Origin of the sequence: Mycobacterium sp. (assembly GCF_049673265.1) — a bacterium.
In the GTDB taxonomy this organism is placed as follows: Bacteria; Actinomycetota; Actinomycetes; order Mycobacteriales; family Mycobacteriaceae; genus Mycobacterium.
In genome coordinates this window covers 1-15,539 of the sequence record NZ_JBATXN010000117.1, presented here as the reverse complement: position 1 = coordinate 15,539, position 15,539 = coordinate 1, and the positions used below count along the sequence as shown (strand labels likewise).

Genomic DNA, 15,539 nt, shown 5'->3' with positions numbered 1-15,539 from the left:
GTGTCGACCAGGTCGAGTTCGGCTTCACTGCGCATCGCGACACCACGGTGCTGCCACTGTCGAAAAGCGCGTCCGGCGGCGAGCTGTCGCGGGTGATGCTGGCCCTGGAAGTGGTGCTGGCCGCGTCGATGGCGGGCACCACGATGGTGTTCGACGAGGTCGATGCCGGCGTGGGCGGCCGGGCGGCCGTGCAGATCGGGCGGCGCCTGGCGCGGTTGGCGCGCAACCGTCAAGTCATCGTTGTCACACATCTGCCACAGGTCGCGGCCTACGCCGATGTCCACCTCATGGTTGACAACACGGGAAAGAACGGCGCCAGCGGAGTGCGGCGGCTCGACGGCGACGACCGGGTTGTCGAGTTGGCCAGGATGCTGGCCGGGCTCGGTGAGTCTGATACGGCGCGCGCCCATGCGCGGGAGCTGCTCGAGGCCGCAGACTGTGATCGGATTGCGACCTCGTAACGGCAATCAATTGTGTGACAGGTGTGACAAGATATAACTTCTGAGGCTGTTGTTACGGCGCGCCTCCCCGGTCGGGCTTACCTTCACCGACAGAATCGCCTCCATGAGTGTGACCACGAGGATGACAGCGCTCCTGTCTCGTTCTGGCGGCCAGCGGCCGGGTGTCGTCGGCACGGCCCGGGTCGACCGCGACATCGACCGACTGCTGCGTCGGGTTTGCCCCGGCGACATCGTGGTCCTCGATGTGCTCGACCTGGATCGGATCACCGCCGATGCGCTGGTCGACGCCGAGATCGCCGCCGTGGTCAACGCATCCCCTTCGGTGTCGGGGCGGTATCCCAACCTGGGTCCGGAAGTGCTGGTGGCCAACGGCGTTACCCTGATCGACGAGACGGGGCCTGAGGTCTTCAAGAAGATCAAGGACGGCGCCAAGGTCCGATTGTTCAACGGAGGGGTGTACTCCGGCGACCGCCGCTTGGTCCGAGGCACCGAGCGCAGCGACCAGGAAATCGCCGAACTGATGCAAGAGGCCAAGACCGGATTGGTGGCCCACCTGGAGGCGTTCGCGGGCAACACAATCGAGTTCATCCGTAGCGAAAGCCCGCTGTTGATCGACGGGATCGGCATACCCGACGTCGACGTCGACCTCCGTCGCCGTCATGTCGTGGTGGTCGCCGACGAGGATCACGCCGCCGACGACCTCAAGCGGCTCAAACCGTTCATCAAGGAGTACCAACCTGTTCTGATCGGAGTGGGCACTGGCGCCGAAGTGCTGCGCAAGGCGGGATATCGCCCGCAGCTCATCGTCGGAGATCCCAACGAGCTGAGCACCGAAGTGCTCAAGTGCGGCGCTCAGGTGGTCTTGCCCGCCGACGCTGACGGTCATGCACCGGGGCTGGAGCGCATCCAGGATCTGGGTGTCGGCGCGATGACGTTCCCCGCGGCGGGTTCGCCCACCGATCTGGCGCTGCTGCTGGCCGACCACCACGGCGCGGCTTTGCTGGTAACTGCCGGACACAGCGCCAACATCGAGACCTTCTTCGACCGGTCGCGTCAGCAGAGCAACCCGTCGACCTTCCTCACCCGGCTGCGGGTGGGGGAGAAGGTGGTGGATGCCAAGGCGGTTGCGACCTTGTACCACAATCGAATTTCCGCCGGTGCGATCGCATTGTTGATTATGACGATGCTGATCACGGTCATCGTTGCGCTGTGGGTGTCGCGCACCGACGGCCTCGTGCTGCACTGGGCCGCCAACTACTGGAACCATTTCTATCTCTGGGTGCAGCACTGGGTCCACTAGGACAGGTGAAGACGTGATATCGCTACGCCAGCACGCAATTTCATTGGCCGCCGTATTCCTTGCCCTGGCGGTCGGTGTCGTGCTGGGCTCGGGTTTCTTGTCGAACACGTGGGTGTCTGGATTGCGTGACGAATCCAAGAATCTGCACGGCCAGATCAACACGCTCAACGACCAGAAGAAGGCGTTGAACGAAAAGATCAGCGCTGCAGATGCTTTCGATACCCAGATGGCAGGCCGGATGGTGCATGACGCGTTGAATGGCAAGTCGGTGGTGATTTTTCGCGCGCCCGACGCGAACAATGACGATGTCGATGCGGTGTCGAGGATCATCGGGCAAGCCGGCGGCGCGGTGACCGGCACGGTGTCATTGACGCAGGAGTTCGTCGACGCCAACTCGGCGGAGAAACTGCGATCCGTCGTCAACTCATCGATCCTGCCCGCCGGCGCCCAGCTGAGCACCAAACTCGTCGACCAGGGCTCGCAGGCCGGCGACCTGCTGGGTATCGCGCTGCTGATCAACCGCGACCCGGCCGTCCCGACCGTCGACGACGGGCAGCGCGATACCGTGCTGGCGGCGCTGCGTGATACCGGCTTTATCGGCTACGGGAACCAGCACATCGGCGCGGCGAACGCCGCGGCGATCATCACCGGCGGTGGCCTCGGCGACGACGCCGGAAATCAGGGTGTCAGTGTGGCCAGGTTCGGCGCTGCGCTCGCGCCGCACGGCTCTGGTGTGCTGCTGGCTGGACGCGACGGCTCATCGGGCGGAACGGCGGCCGTCGCGGTGGCCCGTGCCGATGCCGCGGTGACGTCGGCGATCAGCACCGTCGACGACGTGAACGCCGAGTCCGGGCGGATCACCACGGTGCTGGGGGTGGCCGACCTGGTCAACGGTGGCCACACCGGTCAGTACGGCACAGGCCGCGGCGCCACCGACCTCACAACCAGCTAGTAGCCGGACGCCGACGCAGGACCCTGCCGAATGTGGGCTTGCGTCACGGTTCACGCCGAAATGCGTGCTTCAATCCCACACTCGCCATCCGTTGAAGCCGTACTAGCCCGTCCTCCGGGCGTGTCAGCGACGAGGCGGCGACGCTGATGTTAGGGTGGATTTCCGTGGGTCGGCAGGCCCCAGCCCTGCGCGGTATTCACGGAGGTCGCTACATTGCGCAAGCATCCGCAGACCGCCACTAAGCATCTCTTCGTCAGCGGTGGCGTGGCTTCGTCTCTGGGCAAGGGACTGACCGCCAGTAGCCTGGGGCAGCTGCTGACCGCGCGCGGGCTGCAGGTGACGATGCAGAAGCTCGACCCCTACCTCAACGTCGATCCCGGCACCATGAACCCGTTTCAGCACGGCGAGGTGTTCGTCACCGAGGACGGCGCCGAGACCGACCTGGATGTCGGCCACTACGAGCGCTTCCTTGACCGCGACCTTTCCGGTTCGGCGAATGTCACCACCGGACAGGTGTATTCGACAGTAATCGCCAAGGAACGCCGCGGCGAGTATCTGGGTGACACGGTCCAGGTGATCCCACATATCACCGACGAGATCAAGAGCCGCATCCTGGCGATGGCCAAGCCGGACGCCGACGGGAACCGCCCGGATGTCGTCATCACCGAAATCGGCGGCACGGTAGGCGATATCGAGTCGCAGCCCTTTCTCGAGGCGGCCCGGCAAGTTCGTCATGATCTCGGCCGGGAGAACGTCTTCTTCCTGCACGTGTCGCTTATCCCGTATCTGGCGCCGTCGGGCGAATTGAAAACCAAACCGACGCAGCACTCGGTGGCGGCGCTGCGCAGCATCGGTATCACCCCGGATGCGCTGATCCTGCGTTGCGACCGGGATGTTCCCGAGCCTCTGAAGAACAAGATCGCGCTGATGTGTGACGTCGACATCGACGGCGTCATCTCCACCCCTGACGCGCCGTCGATATATGACATCCCGAAGGTGCTGCATCGCGAGGAGCTCGACGCCTATGTGGTGCGCCGGCTCAACTTGCCGTTCCGCGACGTCGACTGGACCGAGTGGGATGACTTGCTGCGCCGGGTGCACGATCCACAAGAAACGGTCCGAATCGCATTGGTCGGCAAGTATGTCGACTTGTCGGATGCTTATCTGTCGGTCGTCGAGGCGCTGCGCGCGGCCGGATTCAAACACAAGGCAAAGGTCGAAATCCGCTGGGTCGGTTCCGACGACTGCGAATCGACAAGCGGTGCCGCTGCGTTGCTCGACGATGTCCACGGCGTGCTGATTCCCGGCGGGTTCGGCATCCGCGGCATCGAGGGCAAGATCGGCGCTATTAGATACGCACGGTCCAGGGGTCTGCCGGTGTTGGGGCTGTGTCTGGGCTTGCAGTGCATCGTGATCGAGGCGGCTCGTTCCGTCGGCCTGACACAGGCCAATTCGGCGGAGTTCGATCCGGCGACACCAGACCCGGTGATCTCAACGATGGCCGATCAGCAAAACATCGTCGCCGGCGAGGCCGATTTGGGCGGCACGATGCGGCTGGGATCCTATCCCGCGGTGCTCGAGGCGGGTTCCGTTGTGGCCCAGGCGTATCAGGCAACGCAGGTGTCGGAGCGGCATCGCCATCGCTACGAGGTCAACAACGCATACCGGGATCAGATCGCCGAAAGCGGGCTGCGGTTTTCCGGGACGTCTCCCGACGGTCACCTGGTGGAGTTCGTGGAATATCCGCCAGAGATGCATCCGTTCGTCGTCGGTACCCAGGCCCATCCCGAGTTGAAGAGTCGGCCGACTCGTCCGCACCCGTTGTTCGTCGGCTTCGTCGGGGCGGCCATCGACTACAAGGCAGAAGAGCGTCTTCCTGTGGAGATCCCCGAGCAGCCGTCCAACGGCAGTGAGCAACATGACGGGGTAGACCAGTCGCTGTCCGAGCCCGAACCTGTTGCCCGTGGCTGAGCACACCTTCGAGACGACGTCGTCCGAAACCTTGCATACCGGAAAGATTTTCGCGCTGCGCAAGGACCAAGTGCGGATGCCCGGCGGAAAGCTCGTCACGCGCGAGGTCGTGGAGCATTTCGGCGCGGTGGGTGTCGTCGCGATCGACGACGATGGTCGCATCCCGATGGTCTACCAATATCGTCATCCGTTCGGTCGACGGCTATGGGAGTTGCCCGCCGGACTGCTCGACGTCAACGACGAAGCCCCGCATCTGACCGCTGCCCGGGAGCTGCGCGAGGAGGCCGGCTTGCAGGCGGACACCTGGCAGGTGTTGGTCGATCTGGACTCCACACCCGGTTTCAGCGACGAATCGGTGCGGGTTTATCTGGCAACGGGTTTGACGCAGGTAGACCGGCCAGAAGCGCATGACGAAGAAGCCGACATGACCTTGCAGTGGTACCCCATGGCTGAGGCGGTGCGCCTGGTGTTCAGCGGTGAGGTTGTCAATTCCATTGCAGTAGCTGGGATTTTAGCCGCAAACGCAGTCAGGGAAGGCGTCGCGCAACCGCGGCCGGTGGACGCGCCGTGGGTGGACAAGTCGACGGCGTTCGCGGCCCGACAGGCCAACACATGACGACACTGGCGGCGCCGTTGGAGACCCAGCTACAGGGCTACCTCGATCATCTGACGATCGAACGAGGCGTGGCGGCCAATACCTTGAGTTCCTATCGCCGCGACCTGCGCCGCTACTTCGAGCACCTCACACTGCGGGACATCGACGACCTGGCCAAGGTCTGCGAGGACGACGTCAGCGAATTCCTGGTGGCACTGCGGCGCGGTGATCCGGATTCCGGCGTCGTGCCGCTATCGGCGGTCTCGGCGGCACGGACGCTGATCGCGGTGCGCGGACTGCACCGGTTCGCCGCGGCCGAAGGTCTGGCCGAATTCGATGTGGCGCAGGCTGTCAAGCCACCCACACCGGGACGGCGACTACCGAAAAGCCTGAGCCTCGACCAGGTCCTCGCGCTGCTGGCCGGCGCCGGCGGCGACAGCCCGTCCGATGGCCCGTTGACGTTACGCAACCGGGCGCTGCTCGAACTGCTCTATTCCACCGGCGCCCGAATTTCGGAAGCGGTCGGGCTCGACGTCGACGACGTTGACACGCATGCCCGCTCGGTGCTGTTGCGAGGCAAGGGCGGCAAGCAACGGTTGGTCCCGATCGGGCGGCCTGCGGTGCAAGCACTCGACGCCTATATGGTGCGCGGGCGTCCCGAGTTGGCGCGCCGAGGACGCGGCACGGTGGCCATCTTCCTCAATGCACGCGGTGGCCGGTTGTCGCGGCAAAGCGCGTGGCAAGTCCTCCAGGATGCGGCCGAGCGGGCTGGGATCACCGCGGGGGTGTCCCCGCATACGCTGCGACATTCGTTTGCCACCCACCTGCTCGACGGCGGTGCTGACGTCCGTGTCGTCCAGGAGCTGCTGGGCCACGCCTCGGTGACCACCACGCAGATCTACACGATGGTCAGCGTGCACGCGCTGCGTGAAGTGTGGGCCGAAGCCCATCCGCGGGCGCGTTAGCCCAGATACTCCGATTCCAGCACCAGATCGAGCTCCAGAGCCAGTTTCGGGTCGGCGCGCCGGACCGCGGCGTCGAGCAGTGCGCCTTTCTCGTCGCCGACGTTGATCAGCATCGACTTCTCGTAGGCGAACCGGTCAATGGTTGCCAGGACATCGTCGATGTCGCCCGCGCGAGCGTGATTGAGCACGTATTCGACTGCGGCTGCTTCCCGCCCATCACCGATCTGGCCCGTCGTAGTGATGTTGCGGGCCCCGGTCGCCATCCGCCATACCGACCATCGCAAGAACGGAATGCGCTGCTTCAGACTCATGGCCGCCACCATAGTGGGGCGCCTCGCAAATTGGCTGGTTACATTGTTTGCGGGTCTCCCGGCGCGGGCGCGTATACCCGTTAGACTCTCCTGCGATGTCCGCCATTTCCTTGACGCCGCGCACACCGGGTCGGTGCGCGCGCAGCCGCGGCGCTCGTGACTGACGACGCCGCCAGCGGCACCGGAGTCGGCTTGACCGGACGTCCACCACGGGCAATCCCCGAACCCAGGCCGCGCACGGCGCACGGCCCGGCCAAGGTCGTTGCGATGTGCAATCAGAAAGGCGGCGTCGGCAAGACCACGTCGACGATCAATCTGGGCGCCGCACTCGCCGAATACGGCCGTCGCGTGCTGCTGGTCGACCTGGATCCGCAGGGAGCGCTGTCCGCTGGCCTCGGTGTGCCGCACTACGAGCTCGAGCACACCATCCACAATCTGCTTATTGAGCCGCGGGTGTCGATCGACGACGTGCTGATGAACACCCGCGTCAAGCATATGGACCTGGTGCCCAGCAATATCGACCTGTCGGCCGCCGAAATCCAGCTGGTCAACGAGGTCGGCCGGGAGCAGACCCTGGCCCGTGCCTTACATCCGGTATTGGACCGCTACGACTATGTGCTCATCGACTGCCAGCCGTCGCTGGGTCTGCTCACCGTCAACGGTCTGGCCGGCTCCGATGGGGTCATCATCCCGACCGAGTGTGAGTATTTCTCGCTGCGGGGCCTGGCGCTGCTCACCGACACGGTTGAAAAGGTGCGCGACCGGCTCAACCCGAAGCTGGAGATCAGCGGCATCTTGATCACCCGCTACGACCCGCGCACCGTGAACTCCCGCGAAGTGATGGCCCGCGTCCTGGAACGCTTCGGCGACATGGTGTTCGACACGGTCATCACCCGCACTGTCCGATTCCCGGAGACCAGCGTCGCCGGTGAACCGATCACCACGTGGGCACCGAGGTCAGGCGGCGCGGCCGCCTACCGCGCGTTGGCTCGCGAGGTGATCGACCGGTTCGGCGCGTGACCAACGGAGCAAGCTGCGAGGCGTCCCCCCAGAACGGCTTCCAGGTCAGGCTGACCAATTTCGAGGGACCGTTCGACCTGCTGTTGCAGCTGATTTTCGCCCACAGGCTCGACGTCACGGAAGTGGCGTTGCATCAGGTCACCGACGAGTTCATCGCCTACACGCGCGCGATCGGTGCTGCGCTAGAGCTCGAGGAGACCACCGCGTTTCTGGTCATCGCCGCGACGCTGCTCGATCTCAAGGCGGCCCGGCTGCTGCCGTCCGGGCAGGTCGCCGACGAGGAGGACTTGGCGCTGCTGGAGGTGCGCGACCTGCTGTTCGCGCGGCTGCTGCAATACCGGGCGTTCAAGCACGTCGCGCAGATGTTCGCCGAGCTGGAGGCCGCCGCGCTGCGCAGCTATCCGCGCGCGGTGTCGCTAGAAGACCGCTACTCCGACCTGCTGCCCGAGGTGATGCTGGGCGTCGACGCTGAGCGGTTCGCCCAGATTGCCGCGATCGCATTCACACCGCGGCCGGTGCCGACGGTGGCCACCGAACACTTGCACGAGCTGATGGTGTCGGTGCCTGAACAAGCCGAACAGCTGCTGTCGCTCCTGGAAAAGCGCGGGGCGGGGCAATGGGCGTCGTTCTCGGAGTTGGTCGCCGACTGCCGGGTGCCGATTGAGATCGTCGGCCGCTTCCTGGCGCTGCTCGAACTGTATCGGTCGCGGGCGGTAGCATTCGACCAGTCAGAAGCGCTTGGTGTGCTCCAGGTTTCGTGGACCGGAGAACGGCCGACCAGCGAAGCCTTGCTCAGAGCCGAGTCGCTCGAAGCTCAAGAACTGCGAGACCAATACTCATGACCGACGAGCTGCCCGAACCGGACTTCGGCGACGACGCCCCCGAACCGGACTTGGGCATCCGCGCCGGCGACGATGCAGAGCGGAGCGATGAGGAGGAGCGGCGCTTATTCGACGTCGCGACAGCGCCCGAGCTCGACGACGACGAGCTGGGCGCGGTGCTCGAGGCGCTTCTGCTGGTTGTCGACACCCCGGTGACGGTCGAGGCGCTGGCCGCGGCCACCGAGCAGCCGGCGTATCGGGTCGCCGCCAAACTGCGGATGATGGCCGATGCGCTGACCGAACGCGACAGCGGCATCGACCTGCGGGAGGCCGGCGGCGGATGGCGGATGTACACACGCGCGCGGTTCGCGCCGTACGTCGAGCGGCTGCTGCTGGACGGGTCGCGCTCGAAGCTCACCCGAGCGGCGTTGGAGACGTTGGCGGTGGTGGCCTACCGCCAGCCGGTGACCCGAGCGCGGGTGAGCGCGGTCCGCGGCGTCAACGTTGATGCGGTCATGCGCACGCTGCTCGCGCGTGGGCTGATCACCGAAGCAGGTACCGACCCCGACACCGGCGCGGTGACGTTCGCCACCACCGAGCTGTTCTTGGAACGGCTCGGATTGTCGTCGCTGACCGACCTTCCTGACATCGCGCCGCTGCTTCCCGATGTCGACATGATCGACGACCTGAGCGAATCCCTGGATGCCGAGCCACGTTTCGTCAAGCTTTCCGGCGGCCCGGCGTCTGCCGATCAGCCGATATCGTTCGACGTGGACCAGGAATAATGGCAGAGACCGGCGAGCCGCGTGGCGTCCGCCTGCAGAAGGTCTTGTCGCAGGCCGGAATTGCGTCCCGACGGCTGGCCGAGAAGATGATCATCGACGGCCGGGTCGAGGTCGACGGGGAGCTGGTGACCGAGCTGGGCACCCGGGTCGACCCGGACGTGTCGGTGATCCGCGTCGACGGGGCGCGGGTGATCCTGGACGACTCGCTGGTGTATCTGGCGTTGAACAAACCCCGCGGTATGCATTCGACGATGTCGGACGATCGCGGGCGCCCCTGCATCGGCGACCTGGTTGAGCATCGGGTTCGCGGAAACCAGAAGCTCTTTCACGTCGGACGCCTGGACGCCGACACCGAGGGGCTGATCCTGTTGACCAACGACGGCGAGCTTGCGCATCGCCTCATGCATCCCTCCTACGAAGTGCCCAAGACGTATGTGGCAACCGTCGGCGGGTCGGTACCGCGCGGGCTCGGAAAAAAGCTGCGCGCCGGAATCGAATTGGACGACGGACCCGCGATGGTCGACGACTTCGCCGTAGTAGACGCCATCCCCGGCAAGACAATGGTCCGCGTCACTCTGCACGAGGGACGCAAGCGCATTGTGCGCCGGCTGTTCAAGGCCGCCGGGTTTCCGGTGCAGGCGTTGGTCCGGACCGACATCGGCACGGTGTCACTGGGGGAGCAGCGTCCGGGCAGCATCCGTCCATTGCGCCGCAATGAGATCGGCGACCTATATAAAGCGGTCAGATTGTGAGCGGTGTCATCGTCGCCGTCGACGGCCCCGCCGGGACCGGAAAGTCGTCGGTATCAAGGGGATTGGCGCAGGCTCTGCAGGCCCGCTATCTGGACACCGGTGCCATGTACCGCATCGTCACGCTGGCGGTGCTGCGCGCGGGAATAGACCCGGCCGATCAGGCGGCTGTCGGGGCAGCTGCGGCCACCGTCAAGTTATCGGTGGGCTTCGATCCCGGTGAAGATAGCAATTACCTTGACGGAGAGGATGTCTCAACGGAGATCCGCGGCGACGGGGTCACCCAGGCTGTGTCAGCGGTGTCGTCAGTTCCCGTCGTCCGTGCCCGGCTTGTCGAAATGCAGCGCAGGCTGGCCGAGGGCCCGGGCAGCGTCGTGGTCGAAGGCCGCGATATCGGCACCGTGGTGCTGCCCGACGCTGACGTCAAGATTTTCCTGACCGCGTCGGCTGAGACCAGGGCGCGGCGACGCAACGATCAAAATGTCGCCGCCGGCCTGCCCGACGACTACGAAGGTGTGTTGGCAGATGTGCGCCGCCGCGATCACATGGATTCGACACGAACGGTGTCGCCGCTGCGGACCGCCGCGGATGCGGTGGTCGTTGACACCAGCGCGATGACCGAATCCGAGGTGATCGCTCACCTGCTGCAGCTGGTGCAACAGCGAAGCGAGGCGGTCAGATGAGCCACGACGGTACCTGGGTCGATGAAAGCGACTGGGAATCAGTTGAATTCGCCGAAGATTTCGAGGGTGAGGCCGCGGGACCACCGCCGGTAGTCGCGGTGGTGGGCCGGCCGAATGTCGGCAAGTCGACGCTGGTCAACCGGATCCTTGGCCGGCGCGAGGCGGTGGTGCAGGATGTGCCCGGTGTGACCCGCGACCGGGTGTCTTACGACGCCCTGTGGACCGGACGCCGGTTCGTCGTACAGGACACCGGGGGATGGGAACCCGACGCCAAGGGTCTGCAGCAGCTGGTCGCCGAGCAGGCGGCGGTGGCGATGCGCACCGCCGATGCGGTGATCCTGGTGGTCGACGCGGCGGTCGGGGCGACCGCCGGTGACGAGGCTGCCGCGCGTATCCTGCGTCGCTCAGGCAAGCCAGTGTTTCTGGCCGTCAACAAGGTTGACAGCGATAGAAACGAATCCGATGCCGCTGCGCTGTGGTCGTTGGGACTCGGTGAGCCATATCCGATCAGCGCGATGCACGGTCGCGGGGTGGGCGATCTGCTCGACGCGGTGGTCGGCGCGCTGCCGGAGGTGGCCGAGGCGGCGTCCACCGAGGGCGGTCCGCGGCGGGTCGCGCTGGTCGGCAAGCCGAACGTCGGAAAGAGCTCACTGCTCAACCGGCTGGCCGGCGATCAGCGCTCGGTGGTCCATGAAGTCGCGGGAACCACAGTCGATCCCGTGGACTCGCTGATCGAAATGGAAGGCAAGGTCTGGCGTTTCGTCGACACCGCGGGGCTGCGCCGCAAGGTCGGGCAGGCCAGCGGGCACGAGTTCTATGCCTCGGTGCGCACCCACGGCGCTATCGATGCCGCCGAAGTGGTCATCGTGCTGATCGACGGATCGGTGCCGCTGACCGAGCAGGATCAGCGGGTGCTGTCGATGGTGATCGAGGCCGGACGAGCACTCGTGTTGGCGTTCAACAAGTGGGACTTGGTCGACGATGAGCGGCGCTACCAGCTGGACAACGAGATCGACCGGGAACTGGTACAGGTGCGCTGGGCGCAGCGGGTCAACATTTCCGCGAAAACCGGTCGGGCCGTCCAGAAGCTGGTGCCGGCCTTGGAAAGTGCCCTGGAGTCGTGGGACGCCCGGATCGGCACCGGCCGGCTGAACACTTGGATCAAGGAAGTGGTGGCGGCGACACCTCCGCCGGTGCGCGGCGGCAAACAGCCGCGGATCCTGTTCGCTACCCAGGCCACCGCCCGTCCACCGACGTTCGTGCTTTTCACCAGCGGATTTTTGGAGGCGGGGTACCGGCGGTTTTTGGAGCGACGGCTGCGGGAGACCTTCGGCTTCGAGGGAAGCCCGATCCGGATCAACGTGCGGATGCGCGAGAAGCGGAAAGCCAAGCGCTGAACGCAGCGCCGAAATGACGCCCGATAGGGTCTTTCGGTGCCGCTTTCACATGCGATCTTGGTTGCCTTAGCCGGCTTGGCCGCGGGCGCGATCAACGCGGTGGTGGGGTCGGGCACGCTGATCACCTTTCCGACGCTCGTCGCGCTGGGTTTTCCGCCGGTGACATCGACGATGTCCAATGCGGTCGGGCTGGTTGCGGGCAGCGTCTCGGGTACCTGGGGTTACCGGCGCGAGCTGAATGGTCAGTGGAATCGGCTGCGGTGGCAGCTGCCAGCCTCGGTGGTTGGCGGCATCCTGGGCGCGTGGCTGCTGCTGCACCTGCCGGAGAAGGTGTTCATCGAAGTGGTTCCGGTGCTGCTGGTCATCGCGCTTCTCCTGGTGGTCGCGGGGCCGCGGATCCAAGCATGGGCGCGCGACCGCGCCGACAGAGCAGGCCGCTCCACCGAGGACGTATCGCCTCGCCGCATGACAGCATTGGTCGCAAGCACTTTCGCGATCGGCGTTTACGGCGGCTATTTCACTGCGGCGCAAGGCATCCTGCTGGTCGGCGCGATGGGTGCGCTGTTGCCAGAATCGGTGCAGCGGATGAACGCTGCGAAGAACCTGCTAGCGCTTGTCGTGAATGTTGTTGCGGCGCTGGCTTATACATCAGTGGCGTTCGAGCGGATCAGCTGGACGGTGGCGGCCCTTATCGCGGTTGGCTCACTGGTCGGCGGATGGATAGGCGCGCATTACGGTCGTCGACTGTCCCCAACCGCGCTGCGCGCTGCGATGGTTGTGGTTGGCCTCATCGGTGTCTACCGGTTAGTGACCGTCTAGCGGGTCAGCCCTGTTGCACGACGTTCTGTCCGCCGAAATTCTCGATGGCCGGCGAGCCGGTGTGGTAGGTGATCTGGTTGTTGAAGCCGGAGGCGTCGATGGAGTCGACGGCGTCCACAGTGATCGAGTTCTGGACGCCGGACACATTCAGGCTTGCGCAGTGGCCGGTGATCACAACCTTGTTGGAAATGCCGCTGACGGTGACAGCGCTGTTGTTGCAGGCGATCGTCCGGTTCTCCTTGATCCCGGAGATGGTCAGGGTGGCACCGGCCGGCGCTGTGGGCGCTGAGCTGGGCGATGCCGACGATCCAGGGGCGGGGGTTTGCGCCGCGCTGGCGGAGGGGGCCGCACTATTCGAGGAGACGGTCGGGTTGGGCAGCAGAGTGGTGAACCCACCGTGCGTCGCTCGGTGGATGCCGAAAACCGCAAGCCCGAGCGGGACCGCAATTGTCCCAATGATGAAGAAAGCGGCCAAGATCCACCATATCCGGTAACGCGAGGTGGGCCGCGGCGATGTCCAGGGGGACGGGCTGCCGAAACTCGGCGGCGGCGGTGGATAAGCGGGACCGGGCGGGGCGGCCCATTTCCCCGGTGGCGGATTGGCGCCGGCTTCGGACGCACGCGCCGTGTCGGCCAATGGCCGTTCGAGCTCCCGAATTCGGGTTTCCGGGTCATCCTCGGATTCCATCAAGAGATGGTCCCATAACAAGATCGGGACGAATAGCTCAATCGCATTCGGTAGTTTTTGCATCGTGCCTGAGTTGAACAACCGCCAGATCGTGTTGCGTCGCCGCCCTGTCGGCCTAGTGCAGTCCGGCGACACGGAGTTGGTCACCGCGCCGGCACCCGAGCCGGCCGAGGGAGAGGCGCTGGTGCGCACCACATATGTGGGCCTCGACGCCGCGGTCCGGACCTGGCTCAACGATCAACCGGGGTACCTGCCGCCGGTGCAAGTGGGCGAGGTGATCCGGGCGGCGGGGATCGGCGAGGTCGTGTCGTCGCGTTGTGATGCTTACGCCGTCGGCGACGTCATCACCACCTTGACCGGCTTTCAGGAGTACGTGATTGTCCGCGACGACGTGTTCAGCACGCCCATTCCCGGGGAGAGCGATCAGCTGGCGATCATGTCGGTGTACGGGCCGACCGGCGCGACGGCCTATATCGGGATGACCGACGTCGGTCGGCCGCAGGCCGGAGACACCGTGGTGGTTTCGGCTGCGGCGGGCGCCACGGGGTCGGTGGCCGGGCAGATCGCCAAGATCGCCGGAGCCCGGGTGGTGGGGATCGCGGGCGGGCCGGAGAAGTGCCGAGCAGTGGTCGAGGACTTCGGGTTCGACGCCTGCATCGACTACAAGAACGACGATTTGGAAGCGGCGCTCAAAGAGCACTGTCCTAAACGGGTCAACGTCTATTTCGACAACGTCGGCGGACCGATCCTCGACGCGGTGCTGGGCCGGCTGGCGACCAACGCACGCGTCGTGCTCTGCGGCGTCATCTCCAGCTACCTGACCGGCGAGCATCCTGGCCCGGCCAATTACGTGAACCTGCTGTCCAAAACCGCGACCATGCAAGGATTCAACGCGCTCGATCAGTGGGGTCGCTTTGACGAGGCCTTCGCTTCGCTTCGCCAGTGGGAGCACGAGGGCCGAATCAAGGCCCGCCAGACCATCTTTGAGGGCATCGAGTCGTGCGTCGATGCTCTCAACGGGCTGTTCACCGGAGCCAACATCGGCAAAATGCTGGTCAAGTTGAGCGAGCCCACGACGGCCTGACGCGGCTCAGGACAGTTCTTGGATGCGGATCATGGTGCCCGCTGGATCACGGACGGCGCAGTCGCGAACTCCGTAGGGCTGCTCGGTCGGCTCTTGGACGATGTCGGCATCGGTGGCCTGCAGCCGTTCGAAGGTGCCGTCGAGGTCCTTGGTGGCCAGCACGATCATCGCGTAGGTGCCCTTGGCCATCATCTCGGCGATGGTGCGGCGTTCGTCGTCGGTAATGCCGGGGTTTGCCGTCGGCGGACTCAAAACGATTGATGTGCCAGGCTGATTCGGCGGACCGACCGTGATCCACCGCATCTTGCCCTTACCGACATCGAGGCGGACCTCGAAACCCAGGGTGTCGCGATAAAACGCCAGCGAAGCTTCGGGGTCGTCGTGGGGGAGCATGCTTGAGTGAATGGTGATGTCCATGACGATCACGCTAGGTGCAGCGTGGCGGCGGGCGCTTCTCGATTCCTGACCGGTCTGGTGACTTGCTTCTCCATGCACGACGGCAGCCCTGCCTTGACGCCGGCCGTCTGGTCCCGATATTTGCTGGGCGATACCCCTACCAGCTGGGCGAAGCGGGTGCTGAAGGTCCCCAGCGACGAGCAGCCGACTGCGATGCACACCTCGGTGACGCTCATGTCACCGCGCCGCAGCAGTGCCATCGCGCGCTCGATGCGTCGGGTCATCAGGTAGGAGTACGGCGATTCGCCGTAGGCGATCTTGAATTGGCGGCTGAGGTGGCCGGCCGACATGTTCGCGTCGCGGGCCAGCGCCTCGACGTTCAGCGGCAGCGCATACTCGCGGTCGATCCGGTCGCGGACGCGGCGCAACCGGGCGAGGTCGCGCAGGTGTTGCTCGTCGCCACGTCTGGGTCCCACCTGCGCGATGGTGCCATGGCGCGTTTGGTTGGGGCGAGCTTCGCCGTCTGCTGTAGGCTTTCCACC

The 15,539-nt window shown here is 65.3% G+C and carries 16 protein-coding genes and 2 pseudogenes; 14 read left to right on the top strand and 4 right to left on the bottom strand.

Annotated elements, in window-relative coordinates; genetic code table 11:
* The 6 genes and pseudogenes from WBF82_RS04105 to xerD all read left to right on the top strand — a co-directional run.
* Positions 1-461 (top strand): annotated as a pseudogene (locus WBF82_RS04105) (DNA repair protein RecN); the annotation flags it as partial.
* A gap of 103 nt (positions 462-564) precedes the next feature.
* Positions 565-1,761 carry a putative cytokinetic ring protein SteA gene (gene steA, locus WBF82_RS04100; RefSeq protein WP_424381822.1) on the top strand — a complete coding sequence of 399 codons (1,197 nt, stop codon included), beginning with the start codon at positions 565-567 and terminating at the stop codon, positions 1,759-1,761.
* A gap of 13 nt (positions 1,762-1,774) precedes the next feature.
* Positions 1,775-2,713 carry a copper transporter gene (locus WBF82_RS04095; protein ID WP_424381821.1) on the top strand — a complete coding sequence of 313 codons (939 nt, stop codon included), beginning with the start codon at positions 1,775-1,777 and terminating at the stop codon, positions 2,711-2,713.
* A 213-nt stretch (positions 2,714-2,926) separates the two neighbouring features.
* Positions 2,927-4,684, top strand: coding sequence for a CTP synthase (locus WBF82_RS04090; protein WP_424381820.1), 1,758 nt, complete (start codon positions 2,927-2,929; stop codon positions 4,682-4,684).
* Positions 4,677-5,300, top strand: coding sequence for an NUDIX domain-containing protein (locus WBF82_RS04085; protein ID WP_424381819.1), 624 nt, complete (start codon positions 4,677-4,679; stop codon positions 5,298-5,300). Before WBF82_RS04090 ends, WBF82_RS04085 begins: the two co-directional genes overlap by 8 nt.
* The gene (xerD, locus tag WBF82_RS04080; RefSeq protein WP_424381818.1) at positions 5,297-6,244 is read left to right on the top strand and encodes a site-specific tyrosine recombinase XerD; all 948 of its coding nucleotides are present in this window, start codon (positions 5,297-5,299) and stop codon (positions 6,242-6,244) included. The genes WBF82_RS04085 and xerD overlap by 4 nt, the downstream gene beginning before the upstream one ends.
* Positions 6,245-6,261: 17 nt before the next feature.
* Here the strand turns inward: xerD and WBF82_RS04075 are convergent.
* Positions 6,262-6,555 (bottom strand): annotated as a pseudogene (locus tag WBF82_RS04075) (O-methyltransferase); the annotation flags it as partial.
* Positions 6,556-6,711: 156 nt separating this feature from the next.
* On the opposite strand from WBF82_RS04075, the gene WBF82_RS04070 reads away from it, so the two are divergent.
* Genes WBF82_RS04070 through WBF82_RS04040 form a run of 7 tightly spaced genes read left to right on the top strand, consistent with a single transcriptional unit; the run spans position 6,712 to position 12,829 of the window.
* Positions 6,712-7,575: a ParA family protein gene (locus WBF82_RS04070; RefSeq protein WP_424381817.1), complete on the top strand. Its 864-nt coding sequence runs from the start codon at positions 6,712-6,714 to the stop codon at positions 7,573-7,575.
* The gene (locus tag WBF82_RS04065; RefSeq protein ID WP_424381816.1) at positions 7,572-8,417 is read left to right on the top strand and encodes a segregation/condensation protein A; all 846 of its coding nucleotides are present in this window, start codon (positions 7,572-7,574) and stop codon (positions 8,415-8,417) included. The genes WBF82_RS04070 and WBF82_RS04065 overlap by 4 nt, the downstream gene beginning before the upstream one ends.
* Positions 8,414-9,181 carry an SMC-Scp complex subunit ScpB gene (gene scpB / locus WBF82_RS04060; protein WP_424381815.1) on the top strand — a complete coding sequence of 256 codons (768 nt, stop codon included), beginning with the start codon at positions 8,414-8,416 and terminating at the stop codon, positions 9,179-9,181. Before WBF82_RS04065 ends, scpB begins: the two co-directional genes overlap by 4 nt.
* A complete protein-coding gene (locus tag WBF82_RS04055; protein WP_424381814.1) occupies positions 9,181-9,933 on the top strand; it encodes a pseudouridine synthase in 753 nt (250 codons plus the stop codon). The genes scpB and WBF82_RS04055 overlap by 1 nt, the downstream gene beginning before the upstream one ends.
* Positions 9,927-10,613: a (d)CMP kinase gene (gene cmk, locus WBF82_RS04050; RefSeq protein WP_424381824.1), complete on the top strand. Its 687-nt coding sequence runs from the start codon at positions 9,927-9,929 to the stop codon at positions 10,611-10,613. The genes WBF82_RS04055 and cmk overlap by 7 nt, the downstream gene beginning before the upstream one ends.
* Positions 10,610-12,010 (top strand): ribosome biogenesis GTPase Der, encoded by a 1,401-nt coding sequence (gene der, locus WBF82_RS04045; protein ID WP_424381813.1) that lies wholly within the window; start codon positions 10,610-10,612, stop codon positions 12,008-12,010. The genes cmk and der overlap by 4 nt, the downstream gene beginning before the upstream one ends.
* Positions 12,011-12,046: 36 nt before the next feature.
* On the top strand, positions 12,047-12,829 hold the full coding sequence (locus tag WBF82_RS04040) for a sulfite exporter TauE/SafE family protein (RefSeq protein ID WP_424381812.1): 783 nt from the start codon (positions 12,047-12,049) through the stop codon (positions 12,827-12,829).
* 4 nt (positions 12,830-12,833) lie between these two features.
* Here the strand turns inward: WBF82_RS04040 and WBF82_RS04035 are convergent, their stop codons facing one another.
* A complete protein-coding gene (locus WBF82_RS04035) occupies positions 12,834-13,517 on the bottom strand; it encodes a DUF3060 domain-containing protein (RefSeq protein WP_424381811.1) in 684 nt (227 codons plus the stop codon).
* A gap of 64 nt (positions 13,518-13,581) precedes the next feature.
* Between WBF82_RS04035 and WBF82_RS04030 the strand changes: the two genes are divergently transcribed.
* Positions 13,582-14,601: an NADP-dependent oxidoreductase gene (locus WBF82_RS04030; RefSeq protein ID WP_424381810.1), complete on the top strand. Its 1,020-nt coding sequence runs from the start codon at positions 13,582-13,584 to the stop codon at positions 14,599-14,601.
* Between the two features lie 6 nt (positions 14,602-14,607).
* Here the strand turns inward: WBF82_RS04030 and WBF82_RS04025 are convergent, their stop codons facing one another.
* Positions 14,608-15,018 (bottom strand): VOC family protein, encoded by a 411-nt coding sequence (locus WBF82_RS04025; protein ID WP_424381809.1) that lies wholly within the window; start codon positions 15,016-15,018, stop codon positions 14,608-14,610.
* A 5-nt stretch (positions 15,019-15,023) separates the two neighbouring features.
* A complete protein-coding gene (locus tag WBF82_RS04020) occupies positions 15,024-15,473 on the bottom strand; it encodes a helix-turn-helix transcriptional regulator (protein WP_424381823.1) in 450 nt (149 codons plus the stop codon).
* Positions 15,474-15,539: the final 66 nt, after the last annotated feature.

What these genes read in the sequence shown, in the direction of transcription:
- WBF82_RS04035 (WP_424381811.1), bottom strand. Translation starts at nt 13,517, where the DNA reads ATGGAATCCGAGGATGACCCGGAAACCCGAATTCGGGAGCTCGAACGG.
- WBF82_RS04055 (WP_424381814.1), top strand. Translation starts at nt 9,181, where the DNA reads ATGGCAGAGACCGGCGAGCCGCGTGGCGTCCGCCTGCAGAAGGTCTTG.
- scpB (WP_424381815.1), top strand. Translation starts at nt 8,414, where the DNA reads ATGACCGACGAGCTGCCCGAACCGGACTTCGGCGACGACGCCCCCGAA.
- WBF82_RS04025 (WP_424381809.1), bottom strand. Translation starts at nt 15,018, where the DNA reads ATGGACATCACCATTCACTCAAGCATGCTCCCCCACGACGACCCCGAA.
- der (WP_424381813.1), top strand. Translation starts at nt 10,610, where the DNA reads ATGAGCCACGACGGTACCTGGGTCGATGAAAGCGACTGGGAATCAGTT.
- xerD (WP_424381818.1), top strand. Translation starts at nt 5,297, where the DNA reads ATGACGACACTGGCGGCGCCGTTGGAGACCCAGCTACAGGGCTACCTC.
- steA (WP_424381822.1), top strand. Translation starts at nt 565, where the DNA reads ATGAGTGTGACCACGAGGATGACAGCGCTCCTGTCTCGTTCTGGCGGC.